Source organism: Cryptosporangium sp. NPDC048952, assembly GCF_043197895.1.
Taxonomy (GTDB): domain Bacteria; phylum Actinomycetota; class Actinomycetes; order Mycobacteriales; family Cryptosporangiaceae; genus Cryptosporangium.
In genome coordinates this window covers 1,075,589-1,095,202 of record NZ_JBICTY010000003.1, presented here as the reverse complement: position 1 = coordinate 1,095,202, position 19,614 = coordinate 1,075,589, and the positions used below count along the sequence as shown (strand labels likewise).

At 68.2% G+C, this 19,614-nt stretch carries 20 protein-coding genes; 7 read left to right on the top strand and 13 right to left on the bottom strand.

Going from position 1 to position 19,614, the window contains the following annotated elements:
- Positions 1-175 precede the first annotated feature (175 nt).
- Entirely contained in the window at positions 176-1,408 is a 1,233-nt protein-coding gene (locus ACGFY5_RS21140; protein WP_392722066.1) for a cytochrome P450, read from the bottom strand.
- A 100-nt stretch (positions 1,409-1,508) separates the two neighbouring features.
- Here ACGFY5_RS21140 and ACGFY5_RS21135 point away from each other — a divergent pair, with 100 nt between their 5' ends.
- Positions 1,509-2,639: a steroid 3-ketoacyl-CoA thiolase gene (locus ACGFY5_RS21135; protein WP_392722064.1), complete on the top strand. Its 1,131-nt coding sequence runs from the start codon at positions 1,509-1,511 to the stop codon at positions 2,637-2,639.
- A gap of 61 nt (positions 2,640-2,700) precedes the next feature.
- Here ACGFY5_RS21135 and ACGFY5_RS21130 read toward each other — a convergent pair whose 3' ends face one another.
- From ACGFY5_RS21130 to hsaA, 6 genes are all read right to left on the bottom strand, one after another.
- Complete coding sequence (locus tag ACGFY5_RS21130; RefSeq protein WP_392722062.1) at positions 2,701-3,402, bottom strand: hypothetical protein; 702 nt, start codon at positions 3,400-3,402, stop codon at positions 2,701-2,703.
- On the bottom strand, positions 3,399-4,130 hold the full coding sequence (locus tag ACGFY5_RS21125) for an ATP-binding cassette domain-containing protein (protein WP_392722060.1): 732 nt from the start codon (positions 4,128-4,130) through the stop codon (positions 3,399-3,401). Before ACGFY5_RS21125 ends, ACGFY5_RS21130 begins: the two co-directional genes overlap by 4 nt.
- A 190-nt stretch (positions 4,131-4,320) precedes the next feature.
- A complete protein-coding gene (gene hsaB / locus ACGFY5_RS21120) occupies positions 4,321-4,857 on the bottom strand; it encodes a 3-hydroxy-9,10-secoandrosta-1,3,5(10)-triene-9,17-dione monooxygenase reductase subunit (RefSeq protein WP_392722059.1) in 537 nt (178 codons plus the stop codon).
- Positions 4,832-5,728, bottom strand: a complete 897-nt coding sequence (hsaC, locus tag ACGFY5_RS21115; RefSeq protein WP_392722057.1) for an iron-dependent extradiol dioxygenase HsaC — start codon at positions 5,726-5,728, stop codon at positions 4,832-4,834. The genes hsaB and hsaC overlap by 26 nt, the downstream gene beginning before the upstream one ends.
- The gene (gene hsaD / locus ACGFY5_RS21110; protein WP_392722055.1) at positions 5,725-6,564 is read right to left on the bottom strand and encodes a 4,5:9,10-diseco-3-hydroxy-5,9,17-trioxoandrosta-1(10),2-diene-4-oate hydrolase; all 840 of its coding nucleotides are present in this window, start codon (positions 6,562-6,564) and stop codon (positions 5,725-5,727) included. Before hsaD ends, hsaC begins: the two co-directional genes overlap by 4 nt.
- Positions 6,564-7,739: a 3-hydroxy-9,10-secoandrosta-1,3,5(10)-triene-9,17-dione monooxygenase oxygenase subunit gene (hsaA, locus tag ACGFY5_RS21105; protein WP_392722053.1), complete on the bottom strand. Its 1,176-nt coding sequence runs from the start codon at positions 7,737-7,739 to the stop codon at positions 6,564-6,566. Before hsaA ends, hsaD begins: the two co-directional genes overlap by 1 nt.
- A gap of 139 nt (positions 7,740-7,878) precedes the next feature.
- On the opposite strand from hsaA, the gene ACGFY5_RS21100 reads away from it, so the two are divergent.
- The 4 genes from ACGFY5_RS21100 to ACGFY5_RS21085 are packed head-to-tail and all read left to right on the top strand — an operon-like array spanning position 7,879 to position 10,785.
- Positions 7,879-9,024, top strand: a complete 1,146-nt coding sequence (locus ACGFY5_RS21100) for a Rieske 2Fe-2S domain-containing protein (protein ID WP_392722051.1) — start codon at positions 7,879-7,881, stop codon at positions 9,022-9,024.
- Positions 9,021-9,290, top strand: a complete 270-nt coding sequence (locus tag ACGFY5_RS21095) for a hypothetical protein (RefSeq protein WP_392722050.1) — start codon at positions 9,021-9,023, stop codon at positions 9,288-9,290. The genes ACGFY5_RS21100 and ACGFY5_RS21095 overlap by 4 nt, the downstream gene beginning before the upstream one ends.
- Complete coding sequence (locus ACGFY5_RS21090) at positions 9,287-10,294, top strand: 2Fe-2S iron-sulfur cluster-binding protein (protein WP_392722049.1); 1,008 nt, start codon at positions 9,287-9,289, stop codon at positions 10,292-10,294. Before ACGFY5_RS21095 ends, ACGFY5_RS21090 begins: the two co-directional genes overlap by 4 nt.
- Entirely contained in the window at positions 10,291-10,785 is a 495-nt protein-coding gene (locus ACGFY5_RS21085; RefSeq protein ID WP_392722047.1) for a nitroreductase family deazaflavin-dependent oxidoreductase, read from the top strand. Before ACGFY5_RS21090 ends, ACGFY5_RS21085 begins: the two co-directional genes overlap by 4 nt.
- Here the strand turns inward: ACGFY5_RS21085 and ACGFY5_RS21080 are convergent.
- A complete protein-coding gene (locus tag ACGFY5_RS21080) occupies positions 10,782-11,249 on the bottom strand; it encodes an SAM-dependent methyltransferase (RefSeq protein ID WP_392722045.1) in 468 nt (155 codons plus the stop codon). The two genes, ACGFY5_RS21085 and ACGFY5_RS21080, sit on opposite strands and share 4 nt — an antisense overlap.
- 277 nt (positions 11,250-11,526) lie before the next feature.
- Here ACGFY5_RS21080 and ACGFY5_RS21075 point away from each other — a divergent pair, with 277 nt between their 5' ends.
- The gene (locus ACGFY5_RS21075) at positions 11,527-12,630 is read left to right on the top strand and encodes a hypothetical protein (RefSeq protein ID WP_392722044.1); all 1,104 of its coding nucleotides are present in this window, start codon (positions 11,527-11,529) and stop codon (positions 12,628-12,630) included.
- Positions 12,631-12,688: 58 nt separating this feature from the next.
- Entirely contained in the window at positions 12,689-13,213 is a 525-nt protein-coding gene (locus ACGFY5_RS21070) for a hypothetical protein (protein ID WP_392722043.1), read from the top strand.
- 433 nt (positions 13,214-13,646) lie between these two features.
- Here the strand turns inward: ACGFY5_RS21070 and hisG are convergent, their stop codons facing one another.
- Genes hisG through ACGFY5_RS21045 form a run of 5 tightly spaced genes read right to left on the bottom strand, consistent with a single transcriptional unit; the run spans position 13,647 to position 19,559 of the window.
- Positions 13,647-14,498, bottom strand: coding sequence for an ATP phosphoribosyltransferase (gene hisG, locus ACGFY5_RS21065; RefSeq protein WP_392722041.1), 852 nt, complete (start codon positions 14,496-14,498; stop codon positions 13,647-13,649).
- 57 nt (positions 14,499-14,555) lie between these two features.
- Positions 14,556-15,836, bottom strand: a complete 1,281-nt coding sequence (locus ACGFY5_RS21060) for a deoxyguanosinetriphosphate triphosphohydrolase (RefSeq protein ID WP_392722040.1) — start codon at positions 15,834-15,836, stop codon at positions 14,556-14,558.
- A complete protein-coding gene (locus tag ACGFY5_RS21055; protein WP_392722039.1) occupies positions 15,833-16,537 on the bottom strand; it encodes a hypothetical protein in 705 nt (234 codons plus the stop codon). The genes ACGFY5_RS21060 and ACGFY5_RS21055 overlap by 4 nt, the downstream gene beginning before the upstream one ends.
- Positions 16,534-18,177 (bottom strand): carbamoyltransferase C-terminal domain-containing protein, encoded by a 1,644-nt coding sequence (locus ACGFY5_RS21050; RefSeq protein WP_392722037.1) that lies wholly within the window; start codon positions 18,175-18,177, stop codon positions 16,534-16,536. The genes ACGFY5_RS21055 and ACGFY5_RS21050 overlap by 4 nt, the downstream gene beginning before the upstream one ends.
- On the bottom strand, positions 18,174-19,559 hold the full coding sequence (locus tag ACGFY5_RS21045) for a glycosyltransferase family 4 protein (RefSeq protein ID WP_392722036.1): 1,386 nt from the start codon (positions 19,557-19,559) through the stop codon (positions 18,174-18,176). Before ACGFY5_RS21045 ends, ACGFY5_RS21050 begins: the two co-directional genes overlap by 4 nt.
- Between the last annotated feature and the right edge of the window lie 55 nt (positions 19,560-19,614).

Genomic DNA, 19,614 nt, shown 5'->3' with positions numbered 1-19,614 from the left:
GACCTCCGGTCGCCGCGCCGCTAGGCGCAGGCGTATCGAGCGCCCCCAGGCGCGAGTGCTTGAACCTGGAGCCCGCCCAGGGCGGCGCTGGCAGTCGAGCGCGAATCCGCCGCGTAGAGGTGCGTACTCAAGGGTTCGCGCTCGCCTGTCAGCGTCATCCTGGGCGGGCCGCCCACTACGCGTAGCGGACGGGGAGATGTTTTATGCCGTTGATCCAGCCTGAGCGCAGACGCGCGGGCTCGGCGGCTTTTTGGATGTTCGGCATGTGGTCGGCGATCGCGTTGAAGATCAGGTCGATCTCCAGACGGGCGAGGTTCGCGCCGATGCAGTAGTGCGTACCGCTCCCCCCGAACCCGAGGTGCGGGTTGGGGCTGCGCAGAATGTCGAACTTCTCCGGCTGATCGAACACGTCGGTGTCGTTGTTCGCCGAGCTGTAGAACATCGCGACCCGCTGACCCTTCTTGATCTGCTGGCCCCCGAGCTCGGTGTCCTGCGTCGCGGTGCGCTGGAACGCGATGATCGGCGTCGCCCACCGCACGATCTCGTCGGGCGCGGTGCGCGGCCGCTCCTTCTTGTACAGCTCCCACTGATCGGGGTGGTCCAGGAACGCGTTCATCCCGTGGGTGATCGCGTTCCGCGTCGTCTCGTTCCCCGCCACCGCCAGGATGAGCACGAAGAACCCGAACTCGTCGTCGGAGAGCCCGCTCTCGCCCTCCTGCGCGTTGATCAGCGTGGTGACCAGGTCGTTCGCGGGGCACTTGCGCCGCTCCTCGGCCATCCCCATCGCGTAGCCGAGCATGTTCGCCGACGCCAAGTTCGACGCCTCCGTGGCCAGCTCGGAGTCCTCGGACCCGATCATCTGGTTCGACCACTCGAAGACCTTGTGCCGGTCCTCCTGCGACACGCCGAGCAGCCCGGCGATCGCCTGCAGCGGCAACTCGACCGCCACGTCGTTGACGAAGTCGCCCTCGCCTTTCGCGGACGCCTCGTCGACGATCGTCCGGGCCCGCGTGGCGAGCTCGTCACGCAGGCTGTTCACCGCGCGGGGCGTGAACATCCGGGACACGATCGAGCGCTGCGCGGTGTGCTTCGGCGGATCCATGTTCAGCAGGATCAGCGACTGCATGTCGATGGCGTCCCGCGTCATGTCGGGCCCGAACCGCACGATCGCGGTGTTGGTGGTGCTGGAGAACACCGCCGGGTTCCGCGAGATGTCCACGATGTCGGCGTGCCGGGTGACCACCCAGTACCCGTCGTCCTCGAAGCCCGCGATGCCGTGCGGCTGCGCGTTCCACCAGACCGGCGCGGTGCGCCGCAGCTCGGCGAACTTCTCCAGCGGGATGCCCTCCTGCATGTACAGGTCGGGATCGGTGAAGTCGATACCGGCGGGAATGTCGGGAGCGGTCATGACGACGACCTCCGCTATGAGGTGTTCGAGTACCCAGACGCTACATCATCAAATGGAACCTGTTCTAGTATTGGGGCCGCCGCCGAGTGAAGGAGCACGTATGGGAACCCCGGTCATCGTGTCGGCCGTGCGGACGCCGATCGGGCGTCGCCGCGGTCAGCTCTCGGGCCTCTTTCCCGCCGAGCTGCTCGGTGTCGCCCAGCGCGCCGCCGTCGAACGCTCCGGCCTACCCGCAGCGTGCGTCGAGCAGGTGATCGGCGGTTGCGTCACGCAGGCCGGTGAGCAGGCGGGCAACATCACCCGCGTCGCCTGGCTGCACGCCGGTCTGCCCGAGGCCACGGGGGCGACGACGATCGACGCGCAGTGCGGGTCGGCACAGCAGGCCACGCACCTGATCGCGGCACTGATCGCGGCCGACGCGATCACGGCGGGCATCGGGTGCGGCGTGGAGGCGATGTCCCGGCAGCCGCTGGGCAGCAACATCTCCGAGGACAAGAAGCCGAAGCCCGACACCTGGAACATCGACCTGCCCAACCAGTACGGCGCCGCCGAGCGCATCGCGGTCCGCCGGGGCATCACCCGTGCCGACACCGACGCGTTCGGCGTCCGCTCGCAGACGTTCGCCGCGGCGGCGTGGGCGGAAGGGCGGTTCGATCGCGAGATCGTGCCGGTGGAGTTGCCCGACGGCACGGTGGTCCGCCGCGACGGAGGGCTCCGCGACACCACGCTGGAGGGGCTGGGCGGGCTGAAGCCGGTGCTCGACGGGGGTGTGCACACCGCGGGTACGTCGTCCCAGATCTCCGACGGTGCCGCCGCGCTGCTGCTGATGGACGCCGCAGCCGCCACCGAACGCGGGCTGAAGCCGCGGGCCCGCATCGTGGCGCAGGCGCTCGTCGGCGCCGAGACGTACTACCACCTCGACGGGCCGGTGCAGGCCACCGCGAAGGTGCTGGCCACCGCCGGGATGAAGATCGGCGACATCGACGTGTTCGAGGTCAACGAGGCGTTCGCGTCGATTCCGCTGTCGTGGATGTCGGTGCACGAGCCGGCCGTCGACCGGGTCAACGTCAACGGCGGGGCGATCGCGCTCGGTCACCCCGTCGGGTCGACGGGGGCGCGCCTGCTCACCACCGCGCTCCATGAGCTCGAACGCCGCGACGCCGAGACCGCCCTGGTCACCATGTGCGCAGGAGGCGCGCTGGCCACCGCCACCATCCTCACCCGCGGCTGACCGGCTCGCCCACCCCGCGTCCAGCGTGGCCGGCGCGGCCCTCGGCCGATCGCGCGCCCCGCTACGGCCGCGTCGTGAGTCGTGCTCGCGTGTACCCCGCCAGCACCAGGGCGATCCACGCCAGCGCGTGGATGCTCAGCAGCAGGACGTCGACGAAGGCGTTGTTGTTGGCCGCGCGGACGGACGAGGTCAGACGGGGCACCAGCCACCCGAGCGGGTCGACCGACCCCGAGCCCAACGCGAGCACGAGCACGACGCCGATCACCAGCGTGAGCGTGGCGCGCCCGAGGTCGGGGCTGGTCGCACGGGACGCCCAGGCGCCGATCGCGAGGCCGGTCAGCGCGCTGAGCAGGTGGATCCAGAGTCCGAACAGCAGCCCCGACAGGGCGTGCCCACTTTGGATCGCACCGATGACCCACGGCAGCACGAGCGCGACGACGATCGTCAGCACCGCGGGGAGCAGCGCCGCCACCAGCCCCGCGATCACCTCGCGTCCCGGCCCACCCACCACCGTGCTGGAGAGCAGCCGCTGGTCGTCGGGCTCGGCGTCCAGCACGAGTTTGGCCTGCCAGGCCAGCACCGGCAGCAGCACCAGCGCGGACGTGCCGTACGCCTCGACGCCCGGCGCGGCGCCACCGGCGTGCAGGATCGCGAGCAGGACCAGCGTGGCGATGAGCGGCGCCAGCGCACGCCGGGTGCGCGCGTACCCGTTCACCCGGCTCCAGGCGAGCGCGCCGACGCGCGAAGCAGTCCCGACGCTCACCGCGCGGCCTCCACCGATCGCACCACGTGCCCACCCGCGCGGAGCCACGCCACTACGGCGGCGACCTCCTCCGCGTCGACCACGACTTCGATCACCTGGGCCTCCCGGGAGGCCTCCCGCACCGTCAGTCGACCGTCGGACAGGTGCCACTCGGCGTCCGGGCGCAGCCCGGCGAGCTCACCGCGGTGATCGGAGACCACGACCACCCCGCCGGTCGCGGTGACCTCACGCACGAGCGCGGGCAACTCGGTGCGCGTCGCCGCGTCGAGGCCTTCCCACGGCTCGTCCAGCACCAGCAGGCCGGGCGGGACGAGGAGCGCCTGCACGAGGCCGACTTTCTGCGCGGTGCCCTTGGAGAGTTCGGACAGGCGCGTGCCGAGGAAGGGGGTGAGGTGGAGGCGCTCGGCCCAGCCGTCGATCACGGTGGTGCTGAGCGTGCGGCCGCGCACCCGCCCTACGGTGTTCAGATACTGTCGCGTCGTCCAGGTCTGCTCCGCCGGAAACCGTTCGGGCACCCAGCCGACGACCGCCGGTCGCCCCATCACCGCACCGCGGCTCGGCGGCAGCACGCCGGCGAGCACGCGCAGCAGCGTGGTCTTGCCCGCGCCGTTGCGTCCGGTCACCGCCGTCACGGTGCCACGCGGCAGAACGCCGTTGACGCCGGTGAGCACCCAGGGGTCGCGCCGTCCGAACCGGACGGAGACGTTCTGCAGCGCGAGACCGGTCACGTTGAGCGATCGTACGTACCGCGCGCTAGCTACGGGCACCCGCGTGGCCGGCGGTGCAACTGTCTCCAATCAGTGCTCTGAGATCGCACGTGCCGGGTGCGGCTGGCTCCGGCGGCCCCGCCGGCCTCCCCGGTCGCTGCAGGCGGCGCTCTGGGACGGCAAGGTTCCCGGCCTGCCGGTGATCACACGCTCAGATCCAATCGTCCGGTTCCGGCCACGCGAACCACGGCTCCGGATCGGACGTCGCGGTGTACCGCCCGCGGTGGAACAGCAGCGGCGCGTGGCCGGCCCCGGGCGCTTCCAGGGCATCGACCCTGCCGACGACGATCTGGTGATCACCGCCCGGATACACCGCTTCCACGCGGCAGTCGACCCACGCCAGCGCACCGCGCAGGACCGGCGACCCGGACGGCGCCGCGCTCCACTCCACCACGTCGAACTTGTCGGTGCGCCGGGCGCCGAACACCGCGCTGACCTCCGCCTGGTCGGCTCCGAGCACGTTGACGCAGAACGTGCCGGCGCGGGCGATCACCGGCCAGCTACGTGACGTCGCGCTCGGGCAGAACACCACCAACGGCGGGTCCAGCGACAACGCGGAGAACGACTGGCAGGCGAAGCCGACCGGCTCCCCGTCGAGGCTCGCGGTCACCACGGTGACGCCCGTGCAGAACTGCCCGAGGACGGAGCGGAACGTGGCCGAGCTAGGAGGCGCCGACACCGAAGTCATGCCCCCAGAGGCTCACCGCGGTGCTCTCGCGCGCGATCCAGTCGTCGTCCTCGACCTGCCTGCCACCCGTACCGAACTCGACGTCGAAGCCGCCCGGCGTCTTCATGTAGAACGAGAGCATCAGGTCGTTGACGTGCCGCCCGAGCGTCGCCGACATCGGCACCCTGTGCCGCCGCGCCCGGTCGAGCGCGAGCCCCACGTCGTCGGTGTCCTCCACCTCCACCATCAGGTGGACGATGCCCGACGGCGTCGGCATCGGCAGGAACGCCAGGCTGTGGTGCCGCGGGTTGCAGCCGAAGAACCGCAGCCACGCGGGCGGCCCGTCCGCCGGGCGACCCACAGCGATCGCCGGTAGCCGCATCGAGTCACGCAGCTTGAACCCCAGCACGTCCCGGTAGAAGTGCAGCGCTTCGGCGTCGTCGCGGGTCGAGAGCACGACGTGCCCGAGCCCCTGCTCGCCGGTCACGAACCGGTGCCCGTACGGGCTCACGACGCGGCGGTGCTGCAGCGCGACCCCGCTGAACACCTCCTGCGTGTTGCCCGACGGGTCCTCGAACAGCACCAGGCCGGTCACCTTGCGCGAATCCAGCTGCTCCGGCGTGCCCTCTTTCCACGGCACGCCGGCGGCGTCCAGCCGAGCGGTGACGTCGCGCAGACCCTCCTCGTTCGCCGCCTCCCAGCCGGTGGCCGACAACCGGTCGGCCTCGCCCTGGATGATCACCAGCCGGGCGGGGAAGTCGTCCATCCGCAGGTGCAGCTCGCCGTCGGGGGCGTCGCGGCCCTCGACCATGCCCAGCACCTTGAGCCCGTACGTGCGCCAGGCCTCGAGGTCGGTGCACTCGATGCGCAGGTATCCCAGCGACTTGATCATCGGAGAAACTCCTCGGTCAGTCGGTTGAACTCGTCGAACTTCTCGAGCTGCGCCCAGTGACCGCACCTACTGAAAACATGCAGTTGGACGTCCGGCAGCTGCTTGAGTGCCACCAGTGCCCCGTCGAGCGGGTTCACCCGATCCTCGCGACCCCAGATCAGCAGTGTCGGGGCGGTCAAACGATGGGCCTCACGCCAGAGCTGACCCTCTTCGGGGTGCGCGAAAAACGAGACGCCTAGGGCGGTCATGGCCTGCAGCGATTCGGGGTCGCTCGCGGCTGCGAAGCGCTCGGCGACGAGCTCGTCGGTGATCAGTTTCTGGTCGTACACGAGCGTGCGCAGGAACGCCGTGAGCTTCTCGGGGGTGGGGCCGGGCGGTGCCCCGAAGCGCCCGAGCCGTTGGACCCCCTCGGTCGGGTCGGGGGCCAGCACGTTCAGGCCCAGGCCGCCGGGCGCCATGAGGACGAGCCGCCGCGCCCGCTCGGGGTGCGTGAGTGCGAAGCGGGTGGCCACTCCCCCGCCGAGCGAGTTGCCGACGAGGTCGACTTCCTGGATGTCGAGCTGGTCGAGCAACTCCGCGAGAACACCGGCGGCGTACGTGAAGTACTGGGGGTGCTCGGCGCGTTTGCCCGAACGCCCGAAGCCGGGCATGTCGACGGCCAGCACCCGCGTCGACTTGGAGAAAACCTCGAAGTTGCGGCCGAAGTTGCTCCAGGCGCTCGCGCCGGGGCCGCCTCCGTGCAACAGCACGAGCGGCGGCCTGTCGGCCGGCTCACTCCCGGAGTCGTAGTAGTGCACGTCCAGCCCGGACGCGACGGTCAGCGTGTGCTCGCCCATCAGAACATCCCGTCGGTGACGGGGAGGCCGAGCTCGGAGCGCCCGTACATCACCAGGGCCCGCTCGACGTCGTTCGCGGCGTGCACGCGTGCGGCGTGGGCGTCGCGCCAGAACCGGGAAATCACCGAGGGCGCGTTGATCGCCTTGCCGCCGGCGCTCTCGTACAGGCTGTCGGTGGCGTCGATCGCCCGTGCGCTGCCGAGCACCTGATCGCGGCGGGCGCGTAACCGCATCTCGATCGGGATGCGCGTGTTCTCGACAGCGAGCGCGTACTCCTCGTTGACGTCACGCTCCAGCTGCAGCCAGGCGGCGTCGATCTCGGCTGCGGCGCGGGCCACGCGCACCTGCGCGAACGGATCGTCCTTGGCCTTCTCCCCCAGGTACGACGCGCGGACCCGGGCCTTCGTGTGGCCGGCGTAGGCCTCGTACGCCCCGTCGGCCATGCCGATCAGCGGCGCGGTGATCGCGAACGGGTGGATCGTGCCATACGGCATCCGGAACAGCGGGCCGTCGTTGAGCTCCTGGCCAGGGCACCTGACCTTGGCGGTGTTCTGGAACGACAGCGTGCGGTACTCCGGCACGAACGCGTCCTCGACGACCACGTCGTTGCTACCGGTTCCGCGCAGCCCGACGGTGTCCCACACGTCGTCGACCCGGTAGTCGGTGCGGGGAACCAGGAACGTACGGAAGTCGGTCGGGCGCCCGTCGTCGCCGATCACCAGGCCGCCGACCAGCACCCACGTGGCGTGGTCGGACCCCGACGAGAAGCTCCAGCGCCCGCTGAACCGGAAGCCGCCGTCGACAGCCGTGGCCTTGCCCTGCGGCGCGTACGACGACGAGATCCGGGTGTCGAGGTCGTCCGCCCAGACCTCGCGCTGAGCGTCGTCCGCGAACAGACCGACGTGCCACGGGTGCACGCCGAGCACCGACGTGACCCAGCCGGTGGCGCCGCAGGCGCTCGCGATGAGCCGGACGGCCTGGTAGAAGACGATCGGGTGCGCCTCGTGGCCGCCGTAGCGCTGCGGCTGCAGCAGGCGCAGCACACCGGTCTCCTGCAGAGCCTGGATCGATGCCGCCGGGATCCGACGCCCCGCCTCGGTCTCCGCCCCCCGCTCGCGGAGTACCGGAAGGAGGTCGCGCACCGCGTCCAGCACCTTTTCGTCGACGGTCTCCATCGCTGGGCTCTCTCCGTCCATCGGTCTGCGGTCCCTCGTCTGCGGGTCCTCGTCTGCGGGTCCTCGTCAAGTACCCTAGAACACGTTCTAAACTATAACCTGTTCTACACTAGGGCCCCGACAGATCGGGAGGTTCAGCATGACGCTGACGAGCTCCGACGGTGAGGTACGGACGATCGACGCGGGCGCTCCGCAGGCTCGTTACGCACGCGGGTGGCACTGCCTGGGGCTGGCCGAGGCGTTCCGGGACGGTCAGCCGCACGCGGTGCAGGCGTTCGGCACCAAGCTCGTCGTGTTCGCCGACACGACCGGCGCCATCCACGTGCTCGACGGCTACTGCCGGCACATGGGCGGCGACCTCACCCAGGGCACGATCAAGGGTGACGAGATCGCGTGCCCGTTCCACGACTGGCGCTGGTCGGGCAACGGACGCTGCGCGGCGATCCCGTACGCCCGCCGCGTGCCGCCGCGGGCACGGACCCGCTCGTGGCTGACGCTCGAGCGCAACGACCAGCTCTTCGTCTACAACGACCCGGAGGGCAATCCCCCGCCGCCGGGCGTCGACATCCCGGAGATCGCCGACCGCGAGACGTACAGCTCCTGGACCTGGGACAGCGTGCTCGTCGAAGGCTCCAACTGCCGGGAAATCATCGACAACATGGTCGACATGGCCCACTTCTTCTACATCCACCACGCGTTCCCGGTGTATTTCAAGAACGTGTTCGAGGGCCACGTCGCCAGCCAGTACCTGCACTCGAAGGCACGGCCCGACACCGGCCTCGGCGCCGACAGCGACCCGGGCGACCTGCTGCGCTCCGACGCGTCGTACTACGGGCCGTCCTACATGATCGACTACCTGTGGAACGAGATGGCCAACGGTTTCACGCTCGAGACCGTGCTCATCAACTGCCACTACCCCGTCTCTCCGACGTCGTTCGTGCTGCAGTGGGGCGTCATGGTCAAGAAGATCGACGGGGTCGACGACGTGACGTCGGACAAGATCGCGCGGAAGCTCTCCAAGGGCTACGCCGTCGGTTTCCTGCAGGACGTCGAGATCTGGCGCAACAAGACGCCGATCGACAACCCGCTGCTCTGCGAGGAGGACGGGCCGGTCTACCAGCTGCGCCGCTGGTACGAGCAGTTCTACGTGGACGCCGCCGAGGTCAGCGGCGACATGGTGGCCCGGTACGAGTTCGAGGTCGACACCGCCCGCGCCGTCGAGACGTGGGAGGCCGAAGTGGCCGAGAACCTGGCCCGAGCGGCCTCGGAGGCGGGTGACTCGTGACCCGGGCCCTGCCGCGGGACGCGCGCGGGAAACAACAGCCGCGGGACGACCACCGGGAGGAGCAGCTGCACGGCGGCTACCGCCCGGTGGCGTGCGGCGCGTGCACCACCATCGTGCTGGTGCGGCACGCGAGCGCGAAGCAGACGTCGATCCAGTGGCCGGCCGATGCGGCCTGCCCCGAGCTGCTCGACCGGGGGGCCGACGGCGCCCCCGTGCGGGCGTGCACACGGCTCGGAGCGGCGATCCAGGCAGCGGAGCGTCCGTGACCTCGTACCACGTGCGGGTGGCCGAGGTAATTCCGGAAACCGACGACGCCCGGTCGTTCGTCCTCGACGTGCCGCCGCACCTCACCGAGGTCTTCGCCCACAAGCCCGGCCAGTTCCTCACCGTACGGGTGCCGGTCGAACCGTCGGTGGCACGGTGCTACTCGCTCTGCAACGCACCCGGCGACCCGCTGACGATCACCGTGAAGCGCACTGCCGACGGGTACGGCTCGGTGTGGCTGCACGGCAACGTGGCCGCTGGGGATTCGTTGGAAGTGTTACCGCCCGCCGGGCGGTTCCATCCGCGCTCGCTGGACGGCTCGTTCCTGCTGGTCGCGGCCGGGAGCGGCATCACACCCGTGCTCGGCATCCTGCGTACGGTGCTGACGTCCGGCGAGGGGCGGGTGACGCTCTTCTATGCCAACCGCGACGAGAACTCGGTGATCTTCGCCGGCGCGCTCCGGAAACTGGCCGAGAAGTACCCCGACCGGCTCACCGTGGTGCACTGGCTGGAGTCGGTGAGCGGTCTGCCGACGCCGGCTTCCCTGGGGCCCCTGCTCGCGCCGTGGGCCACGGGGGCCGAGGTGTTCCTGTGCGGCCCGGCGGCGTTCATGGCCGCGGCCGACGTGGCGCTGCGCGGTCTCGACGTGGCGCGCATCCACGTCGAAAAATTCCAGTCGTTGGCGGAGGACCCGTTCGCCGACGTGGTGTTCACCCCGGAAGTGGCCGAGGGTGAGCCGCTCGAGGTGGAGATCGACGGGGCGTCGCACACCCTGGCGTGGCCGGAGGGGCGGCGGATGCTCGACGTGCTGGTGGAGCACGGGCTGGCGGCGCCGTCGTCGTGCCGCGAGGGGCGTTGCGGTGCGTGCACGTGCCTGCTGACCGACGGTGAGGTGGAGATGGTCAACAACGAGGTGCTGGACGCCACCGACCTGGCGGACGGGTACGTGCTGGCGTGCCAGTCGATGCCGAAGGCCGGCCCGTTCCGGATCTCCTACGACTCGTGAACCCGCCGCCTCGGCCGAAGGGCCTCGATTCGCCGCTGCTGCCGACGATCTTCCGGTACGCGTCGCGGGCGCAGGTGTGGGTGTACCGCCGCACCCGCGGACGCGTCGGCGGGAAGTGGCGGATCGGTGCCGGGTTCCGCAAGCCGGTGCCGACGCTTCTTCTGGAGCACCGGGGCCGCAAGTCCGGGCGCGTGTTCACGGTGCCGCTGCTGTACTTCGCCGACGGGGACGACCTGGCGGTCGTCGCGTCGCAGGGTGGGCTCGCGGCACATCCGCAGTGGTACCTGAACCTGTGCGCCTCGCCGGAGACGGTCGTCCACGTGCGGGGCGAGCGCCGGGCGGTTCGTGCGCGGGTGGTGTCCGGGGACGAGCGGGCGCGGCTGTGGAAGGCCGCGGTGGGGGTATACGCCGACTTCGACTCCTACCAGTCCTGGACCGAACGCGAGATCCCAGTACTCGTCCTGTCGCCGTGCGCCAGGAAAGTTCCCTAGGGGATTCGGCGGCCGACCGCTCCGTAGCAGCTCGCCTCGATCGCCGGCACGGACGAACCGGGATTCCGCCACTCGCTCACCGGCACGATCCCCGGCTCGAGCACCTCGAAGCCCTCGAAGAACCGGGCGATCTCGGCCTGGGACCGCACCTGCGACGGGTTGGCGGTGCGCGCATCCGCCGCCGCCACCTTCGCGCGCACCTCCTCCGGAACGAAGTCGGCAGTCCCGTGCGAGATGACCAGGTAACTCCCGGGCGCCAACGCCTCGACCAGCGCGGCGACGTGCTCGTACGGCGACTCCTCGTCGCGCACGAGGTGCAGCAGCGCGATCAGCATCACCGCGACCGGCTTCTCGAAATCGAGCGTGGCCGCGGCCTGGGCGAGGATCGTGGCGGGCTGGCGGAAATCCGCCTCCAAGTACGCGGTTCCGCCGCCCCGCAGCAGCGCGCGGGCGTGCGTCAACACGATCGGATCATTACAAGTCGGGTTGTGAGCACGCGCGGCAACGGCGGCCCCTTGTGCCAGCGTGAACGCGACGGCTAGCCGCGCACCTCAAGTGCCCTAGTCGGTCACCATCGGAGGCTCGCCCCCCGTTCAGCCCCGCGCAGATGAGTTAAGGGGTCACCAACCAAGCGGGAAGCTGCCGTTAGCGGCATCCGCGCCCGTTTGATTCCAAGAAAAGCGCTTGCGCTCGAACGCTCATTACACGGCTACTACCAGCGAAACGCCATACACTAATGCGATGCCGAACAACTCCGTCTTTGGCGAGCCGGTCGCGCCCCGCTCTGGACCTTTCACCGACCTAGCCACGTGGCTCAGAAGGTCGACGCAGGCGCAGGCTACCCGCACAGCTATCAACGGTTGGTACTCCAATTTCCCTGATCGTGATGGGATGGTGCTGAGCAGACTTCGCGGAGACAGCGAAGTCGGAATCTATCAAGCGATTGACGAGCTATATGCCCACCATCTGCTAGCACAGTCAAATGAAGTCCGATACGAAGAAGACGCTCATAGTCCTGATTTTCGCGTCTACCGCGACTCGAATCAGGTGGCGAGTATTGAGGCTGTCAGCCTCTTCCCGGAGAAGTCCTTCGAGAAAGAGTTGAGGCGCAACACGGATCTAGTCGCCGAGATTAACCGGCAAGTTTCATCAACAAACTGGTTCGCTGGAATTGACTCCATACAGTGGCGTTCTCAGCCTAAGATCTCGCAGGTATCAAGATGGCTCAAGGAGCAGATAGCTAGCTTGCCGAACCAAATACCGGACTTTAGTCAAGCAGAATACCCAGCGGCAACCTATAGGTCAGACGAGCTCATTCTTGAATTTTCATTCATACCAAAAGGGCAGGCATCCCAAGGAAGTGTAGAACGTGAAGGCGTAATAGCGATCGGCCCTGCCACCGTCGGATGGACAAAGACTGTCACCAGACTGCGAAATCGGATTAGCCAGAAGGTCGGCAGTAAGTACGATCATAAAGGAATGCCGTTCGCCCTGCTGGTAACTATGCGCGACTCGTGCGACGAGGAAGATCTTATCAATGCATTCTACGGCGACTCTGGAATTACGATAAACATCCACGATCTGAACGATATCAAGCCGATTCGTAAGCGCAATGGAGTATTCGGTCTAACTGAACAGTCCCCAAAAGGACGCAACCGACGGCTGAGTTGTGTATTCGTGCTATCGCCAGGAATTCATCCTGGGTCGAACAACGAACCGACGCGCTATCAGTTCAACAATCCTTTTGCGGAACTCGAGTTTCCAGACGATTTGCTGACGGTTGACCACCGGTTTGTAAGCAGACGTGAGGGTGCCACTGTCTATATCGAACGCGAACTCAAATAGGGCAGGATCTTCAAGTACTAATGCAATGCGCGCTCTACTGCCGAAAGGGTCATCCACCGTGAACAGCATCTATGGAATTCCCTGGAGCGTCACCTCGGAAGGCGTGCGAACAACGGCAACCGTTGCGGCGGTGCTGATAGCGCTCACCTCCTTGCTCATCTCCTGGAAGTCGTACCGTCGCGCCGCCGCCCGCCCTGTAGTTTCGCAGTGGAAGGCGGTCTCAGTGAATGTGGGTGGCCATCCCAGCGTCGAGAAGCTATTCCACGTAGTAGTGCAAAACCAAGGCGGGGCGGCAATCACTGTGCGCGACGTCGGATTGGTAGAACACGATGGTAACCGCCGTATGTCTGCCCGATCCGAGGAAGCGGTGGGGCGTCAGATCCAAGGGCCGCCATTGCCGTATCGCCTTGAGAGCAATGATCTCGCCGAATGGGGACTCACCGCGACCCCGCACCCAGATTTCTCTGAGGTTGCGTTGGTTAAGGGATACGTCGAGGTTGGTAAGAAAGGCAGGATTCACCGCCGGGGCGCTTCAATTTTTCGCGAGATCGTCGCTCCAACGCCTGAACAAAACGCAGGATGATTCCCTCTTTACCCGGAACTGCAATAGTCGTTACGCGCCGCCATCACGGGCATGATGAGGACGTCGTAGCCATCAGGAAGCGCTTGGATCGATCGACAGCGTAGGCTTCCGTCTACAGTCGCGGGTGCTGAATCAGTAGATCTGACCATTCCAAATTGGGTTGTGAACACACGAATATTAACGGGAGTTCGCCTTCGGTATGGCTGCGCAGCTCAGCGCCGATTTGTTTAGTCACCTTCCGACACATCACCCGGCTGGGAGCGCGAGCGCTCCCAGCCGGGCGTAATTGTTCAAACTTCTGCAAACCGAGCGCCGACGCAGTCGGAACTGGGCTCTGACGAGCCTCGTCTAGACCGTCGCGGGCGTCTGGAATCATAGCCGCGTATGCCCTGCCGGATTCCAACGGTCAGACGTACGGCGTCATTCTCCCAAGTCACAATCGGCAAGAGTGGATCTGGGTGGCGAGGATGGCGCGGGCGCCTGCGGCAGACAACTCATCCATGATCCCTTGGGTGTCGGCGGTCGGGACCATCGCGCGCACCGCGAACCAGCCGTCGCGGCGGAGTGGCGAGACGGTCGGTGATTCGAGACCAGGTGTGAGCGCGATGGCGCGGTCCAGGCTGGCCGATGGGACGTCGTAGTCCATCATGACGTAGCTCCGCGCGACGAGGACACTTTCCAGGCGGCGGAGGAACCGCTGTGCGGCCGGGTCATCGTGGTGGGCGTCGGCGGGCCGGATGACGACGCCTTCAGATTCCATGATCGGGTCGCCGATCACCGTCAAACCGAGGTGGGCCAGGGTGCGGCCGGTCTCCACGACGTCGGCGATGACCTGGGCGACACCGAGCCGTAGCGCGGTCTCCACCGCGCCATCGAGGCGCACGATCTGTCCGGGCTCCACTCCCCGGTCGGCGAGATGCTTGGCCACCACGCCAGGGTAGGAAGTGGCGATCGACATACCAGCGAGGCCTTCGACGCTCGTGGCGCCGCCTGGATAGCCGGCGAACCGGAAGGTCGAGCGGGCGAAGCCGAGGGTCAGCTCTTCGCGCGCGGCGGCGGCGGAGTCGATCAGGAGGTCGCGGCCGGTGATGCCGATGTCGAGCTGTCCGGAGCCGACGTAGACGGCGATGTCACGTGGTCGGAGGTAGAAGAATTCGACGTCGTTGGTCTCGTCGCTGACCACCAGTTCTTTGGGGTCGCTGCGCTGGTGGTACCCGGCTTCTTCCAGCATGGCCGTGGCGGGGCCGGTAAGGGAGCCTTTGTTCGGGACAGCGACGCGAAGCATCCGATGAGCCGTTCGTGTGGTGGTCTGATGGGCGTTTTCGAGGGGAACCGTATTGTCTCAGAGCCGTGCGGGCCGAGCGGTTTCCCGGCGCGCCAGTGTCTGATGGGCGGTGATGGCTTCTGCTTCGGTCAGCGATGCGAGGTGGTCCACGACCGCTCGGATGCGCTCGGGCTCGGTAGTCGCCGTGTTCCAGGCTGCCGCTGAGATGGGTTCGAGTGCCTGTGGGGCGGCGGCTAGGAGGGCGGCGGCTAGTTCGGTGAGCAGTTCCGTTTGTCGAGTGCGGCGTGCTCTGCGGGCGGGGTCGCGGTGGACGTGGTGCAGGACGACGGCGTGGAGCCAGGCGACTTCGCCTCGGGTGTGATCGGAAACGATGAGGTCGCCGGTGTATCGGGGCATCGGTCGCAGGCCGGAGTGGTCGTAGGTGGTAGCGACCGCAGCCCCGAGGAACCGGTCGTGGAGCTGATGGGCCGTGCGGCTAGCGACGCGGGCAGTTGTGGGGCTGTCGTCGTGCGAGCGGACCAGTTCAGCCATGAACGGGCTGTTCATGAGTCCATCGGCGGCTTCCAGAACGGCAGCGGCCGGTTGGGTGGTGATCTTCTCGGCGGCGAGGTCGGCGATCATGGTTCGGTGCTGCCGGTCAGTGAGCACGGCCAGCGGGATGAGGCCTGATCGGATTCCGTCTTCCAGGTCGGCTACGGCGTTCGCGATGTCGTCGGCCCAGTCCATGATTTGTGCTTCCATACAGGGCCGTTCGCCGGGCGCACCTGCGCGGACCCACTCGAACGCGGGCAGGTCGTCGGAGTACACGCCGAACTTCTGTTGACCTGCTCGGCGTGGCCACGGGTATTTGCAGGTGGTGTCGAGGGCAGCGCGGGTGAGGTTGAGACCACCGCCTTCGACCGAGCCGCCGGGTTCGAGGCGAGTGAGCAGCCGGAATGTCTGCGCGTTGGCCTCGAATCCACCCGCGGCGGCGGCAAGGTCATTGAGAACTGCTTCGCCGTGGTGCCCGAATGGCGGATGACCGAGGTCGTGCGCGAGGCCGGCGATGTCGAGTAGGACGGGGTCTGCGCCCAGCCACGCGCCGAGGCGACGGCCCAGGTCGGCGACTTCGAGTGAATGCGTCAGACGGGTACGCGGAACGTGAGTTTCATGCGGGTCCAGGCTTTGGGTCTTTCCGCCGAGCGCCCGCAACGCTGTGCTGGTGAGAACCCGGGTGCGGTCGGTGACGAGCGGGTCGAACTGCCAGGGCGTGGCGAGATCCGGCTCCACTGCCCATCGCTGCAGTTCCGATGAGCGGTTGGTCCTTCCAGTAGACCCGTTGCCCGGCGCCTGGGTCATATCGTCTCACCCCGGCCGATGCTGCGCGCGAACAGCTCATCAATGTCCGTGACGTGCAGGGACCGGCGGTAGAGCCAGTCGTCGCGCAGCTCGGACCGGCCGCGGCCCAGGAACGCTGATTCGAGATACATCAGGCGCCGCAGAAAGCGAGCGTGGATCCAGCGTCGTTCAATGTCCAGCCGCGCACCGGGCGGTAGCTGGCGCAGGGCTCGGGTGCTGATAAGCCGGTTGGTGTCCAGAAGGCGAAGATTCCCGGCGGTGTCTACCGCCAGGTTCTGGAATCGGTCGTCGATGATGTCGGGCAGCAAGGTGACCTGCGGGCTGGCCAGCAGGTTCCGGGTGATACCGAGGAAGGTCACCATCTGCCGCATAGCGCCTGGTGCGAGGTGCGCGGCGCTGATCCGTCCGAGGGGTTTGCTGGTGTCGACCTCGACCCACCGTTTCACCAGCAGCGTCTCGCTGATGTGCGCGTCGGACCGAGGCACGAACAGGCGTTGTTCGGGGATGAGTCCGGGCACCGGGGCGTAGACCACGGTGAGGTAGGTGTATTCGCGACGGACCTTGTCCGGCGTGAGTTCGGCACAGTCGGGCCGGAATTGCTGGACGCAGTAGCGGCTGCCGGGCCTGCGGTAGACCCAGCTGTGTTCCCCGTCGCCGATCCGCCGGTAGCCGGTGCGGCGAGCCTGCTGGGTGGCGGTCACGATCCCGTATCCGATCGTAGTTTCGATGGTGGGCCGAGTTGAACGAGGACGTCGTCGATGATCACGGTGGGTGCCCCGAGCCGCCGCGCGCAGGCCACGGCTTGCGTGGCGGTGTCGACCAGCGGCTCGCCCGGCCCGTTGAAGCTGGTGTTGAGCAGCACGGGCGGATACCCCTGGTCGGCCAGGCCATCGAGAAGGGCGTGGACGAACTCCTCGTCGCCGGCGCGCAGCAGTTGCGGGCGGGTGGTGCCGTCAGCATGCTGCACCGCAGGTAGCAGAGCCGCGCCGTACTCGGTGAGTGTGGCGGCGCCGAGCATGTACCGGTCGAGGTCCCCGATCGGTGACCACCACGCGGCCGGGTCGGTGTGGGTGACCGGTCCGAAGGGGCGCCATTGCTCGCGGCGTTTGAGGCCGTTCATACGTTCGCGCATCTGCTTTGCGACCGGGAGTGCCAGGAAGCTGCGGTGGCAGAGAGCGCGCGGCCCGACCTCGCTGCGGCCCCGGCAGACACCGATGATCTGCCCTGCCACGAGCAGGTCGACGACCTGATCGACGTCGAGGTCGGCGAGGGTCGCGTCGGGCAGGTCCGCCGGGAGCGGGCGGGGATGGGCGCCGGTGTAGGCGGAGAACACCGTCGGGCGGCGGGGCGCGGCCAGCGACCAGGCTGCCCCGAGGGCCACTCCGGCGTCGTGCGGGATCGGCGGCACATACACCGGGCCGGGAAGCCGTCCATTCGCGGCGCAGTTCAGCCCGACGCCTCCGGCCAGGCACAGCTCTTGGATGCCGGTGGCTTTGCGTGCCTGGTCGGCCAGCCAGCCCACAACGGTTTGCGCGGTTGCTTGTGCGGCGGCGGCGACGCGGACCGCGAGCGGGTCGGCGGAGAGGGTGGCCGGCGGCTGGGCGGGGCGGTCGGCTCCGGCGAAGGCCGCGATGCGGCTGAGCCAGCGGCCGCGGGTCGACTCGTAGTCCTCGCCGGGATCACTGCCCAGCACCGAGATCAGCCCGTGCGGGCCGACGGTCAGCCAGCCCGGATCCGGTGCGTCCTCGACGTTCCCGTAGGCGGCCAGGCCCATCGTCTTGCCTGCTGCGCGTTTGCCCAGTCCGAGCCAGGTGCTCGCGGCCTCGTACAGGTGCCCGAGGCTGTGGATGCGTGGCCAGGCCGCGACCCGGACCAGCGGTTGCCCGTGTCCAGCGCGCCAGATCGAGATCGACTCGTCCTCACCGTTGCCATCGACGACCAGCACCGCCGCGCGGTCGTAGCCGCTGGCGTGAAACGCCGACGCCGCATGTGCCCGGTGGTGCGGCACGAAGTGCACGTCGGGTGTGCGCCGGGCGGTCAGACCGAGGTTCGCGGTGAAGTCGCGGGCGCTGTCAAAGCCCCAGTGCTGCCCGGCGCGGGCGCTCATCCGGGGCTCGTCCCAGCCGACCGCCACCACGTCCACCTCGGCCGCGTCCAGGCCCGCGATGTCGAGGCATTGGGCGACGGCTAGCGCCGGAGATTTGACTCCCGGGGCGTGCCGGACGCGGGTGAGCCGTTCCTCTTCCACGAATGCCAGCACCGTGCCGTGTTCGTCGGTCAGGCAGGCGCTCGGGTCATGGAATGTGGCGTGGCCTGCGTTGACTCCCAGGATCACCGTCATCGGGCACCGATCCTCTCCGAACGGGCAGCGGACGGGTGGGCGGCGGCAGAACGGGCGAGGACGTCGGCGTAGGCGCCGACCATCGCGTCGAGGGTGAAGCGCAGCGCACTCCGGCGGCCGGCCGGGGCGACCGAGGCGTGCAGCTTCCGGTCGGTTAGTAATTGCTCGAGGACGGCGGCGATCGCGGCGGGGTCGCGGGGCGGCACGAGGAACCCTGAGACTCCGTCTTCGATGTAGGACAGCGGCCCGCCGTGCGCGGTCGCCACGACCGGCACGTTGGCGAGCATGGCTTCCAGGTTCGCGTAACCCCAGGGCTCGGGCTCGGTGCTGGCGAGCACGGCAACATCCGCGGCGACGTAACAGGAGGCGACTTCGGCCGGGGTCAGCTCGTCGAGCAGGAACACCGAGCCGGAGAGCCCGAGTTCCTCGATGAGCTGGGCGAGGTGATCGCCGTAGCCGGGTGCGCGGCTGTCGAGCATCGCGGCCCCGTTGAACACCACCGCCACGTCGCCGAGTTGGTCACGGTCGGCGAGTAGCCGGGCGGCGCGCACCACGTCCTCGTGGCCTTTCCACGGCACTCGTCGCGCGGAGACCAATACGACCCGCCGCCGAGCGGGGATGCCGTTGCGGGAGGCAACTCGCGCGAACACGTCGCCGGCCGCAGCCTCCCGCAGCCGCGCATCGAACACCTCGGCGTCCATCCCGTTGGGGATCGTGCGCACCGCCGGACCCGGGACACCAGCGGCGACCAAAGCCGCGCGCACGGCGTCGGACACCGCGATCAGGTCGAGCCGCATGTCGGTGTGCGTGATTCGCTGCGCCAGATACCCGAACCGGTCCGCCATCTCGGCCGCGTCGTGCAACACACCGGTGATCCGCCAGGTGCCAGCATCCGACAGCAGGCCGAATTCCTCGGCCTTCAGCAGGCTGACCAGCGGGTTGATGTTCTGGGCGAGCACGTCCCGGAAGCCCGCCGCGTACACCGCGCTGGCGTACTGCGCAGCCAGCGACGCCCACACCGGGTTCGCGGAGTCGCCGACCGTGTCCTCGTAAAAGTGCCGCACCCGCGCCTCGCTTTTCACGACGCTGCCCGGCTCCCGGAGCAGGTGAGGAAAGTGCGTGGCGACTTCACGTAGCCCGACGACCAGGCCTTCCGGGATGCGCAACCGAGCGGCCTGGCCGGGAGGGCCGCCGCCGGAGCGGGTCACATCCAGGCGGATGTCCGGGAACCGGCGGACGAGCCCCGACAGCAGGTGATGCGTGTGAGCGACCAGGCCCGTTTCGCGCACGGGTTTGACCAGACCTGTTTCCGGATCCGTGCCTCGTACGTCGTACGTGCAGATGTGCAGTGAGGCCGGGAAACGCTCTTTCTCCTGGGTCACGGCGCTACCCCATTCCTTCGGGTCGGCAGGGACACTCGGGCGTTCTGTGACGCGT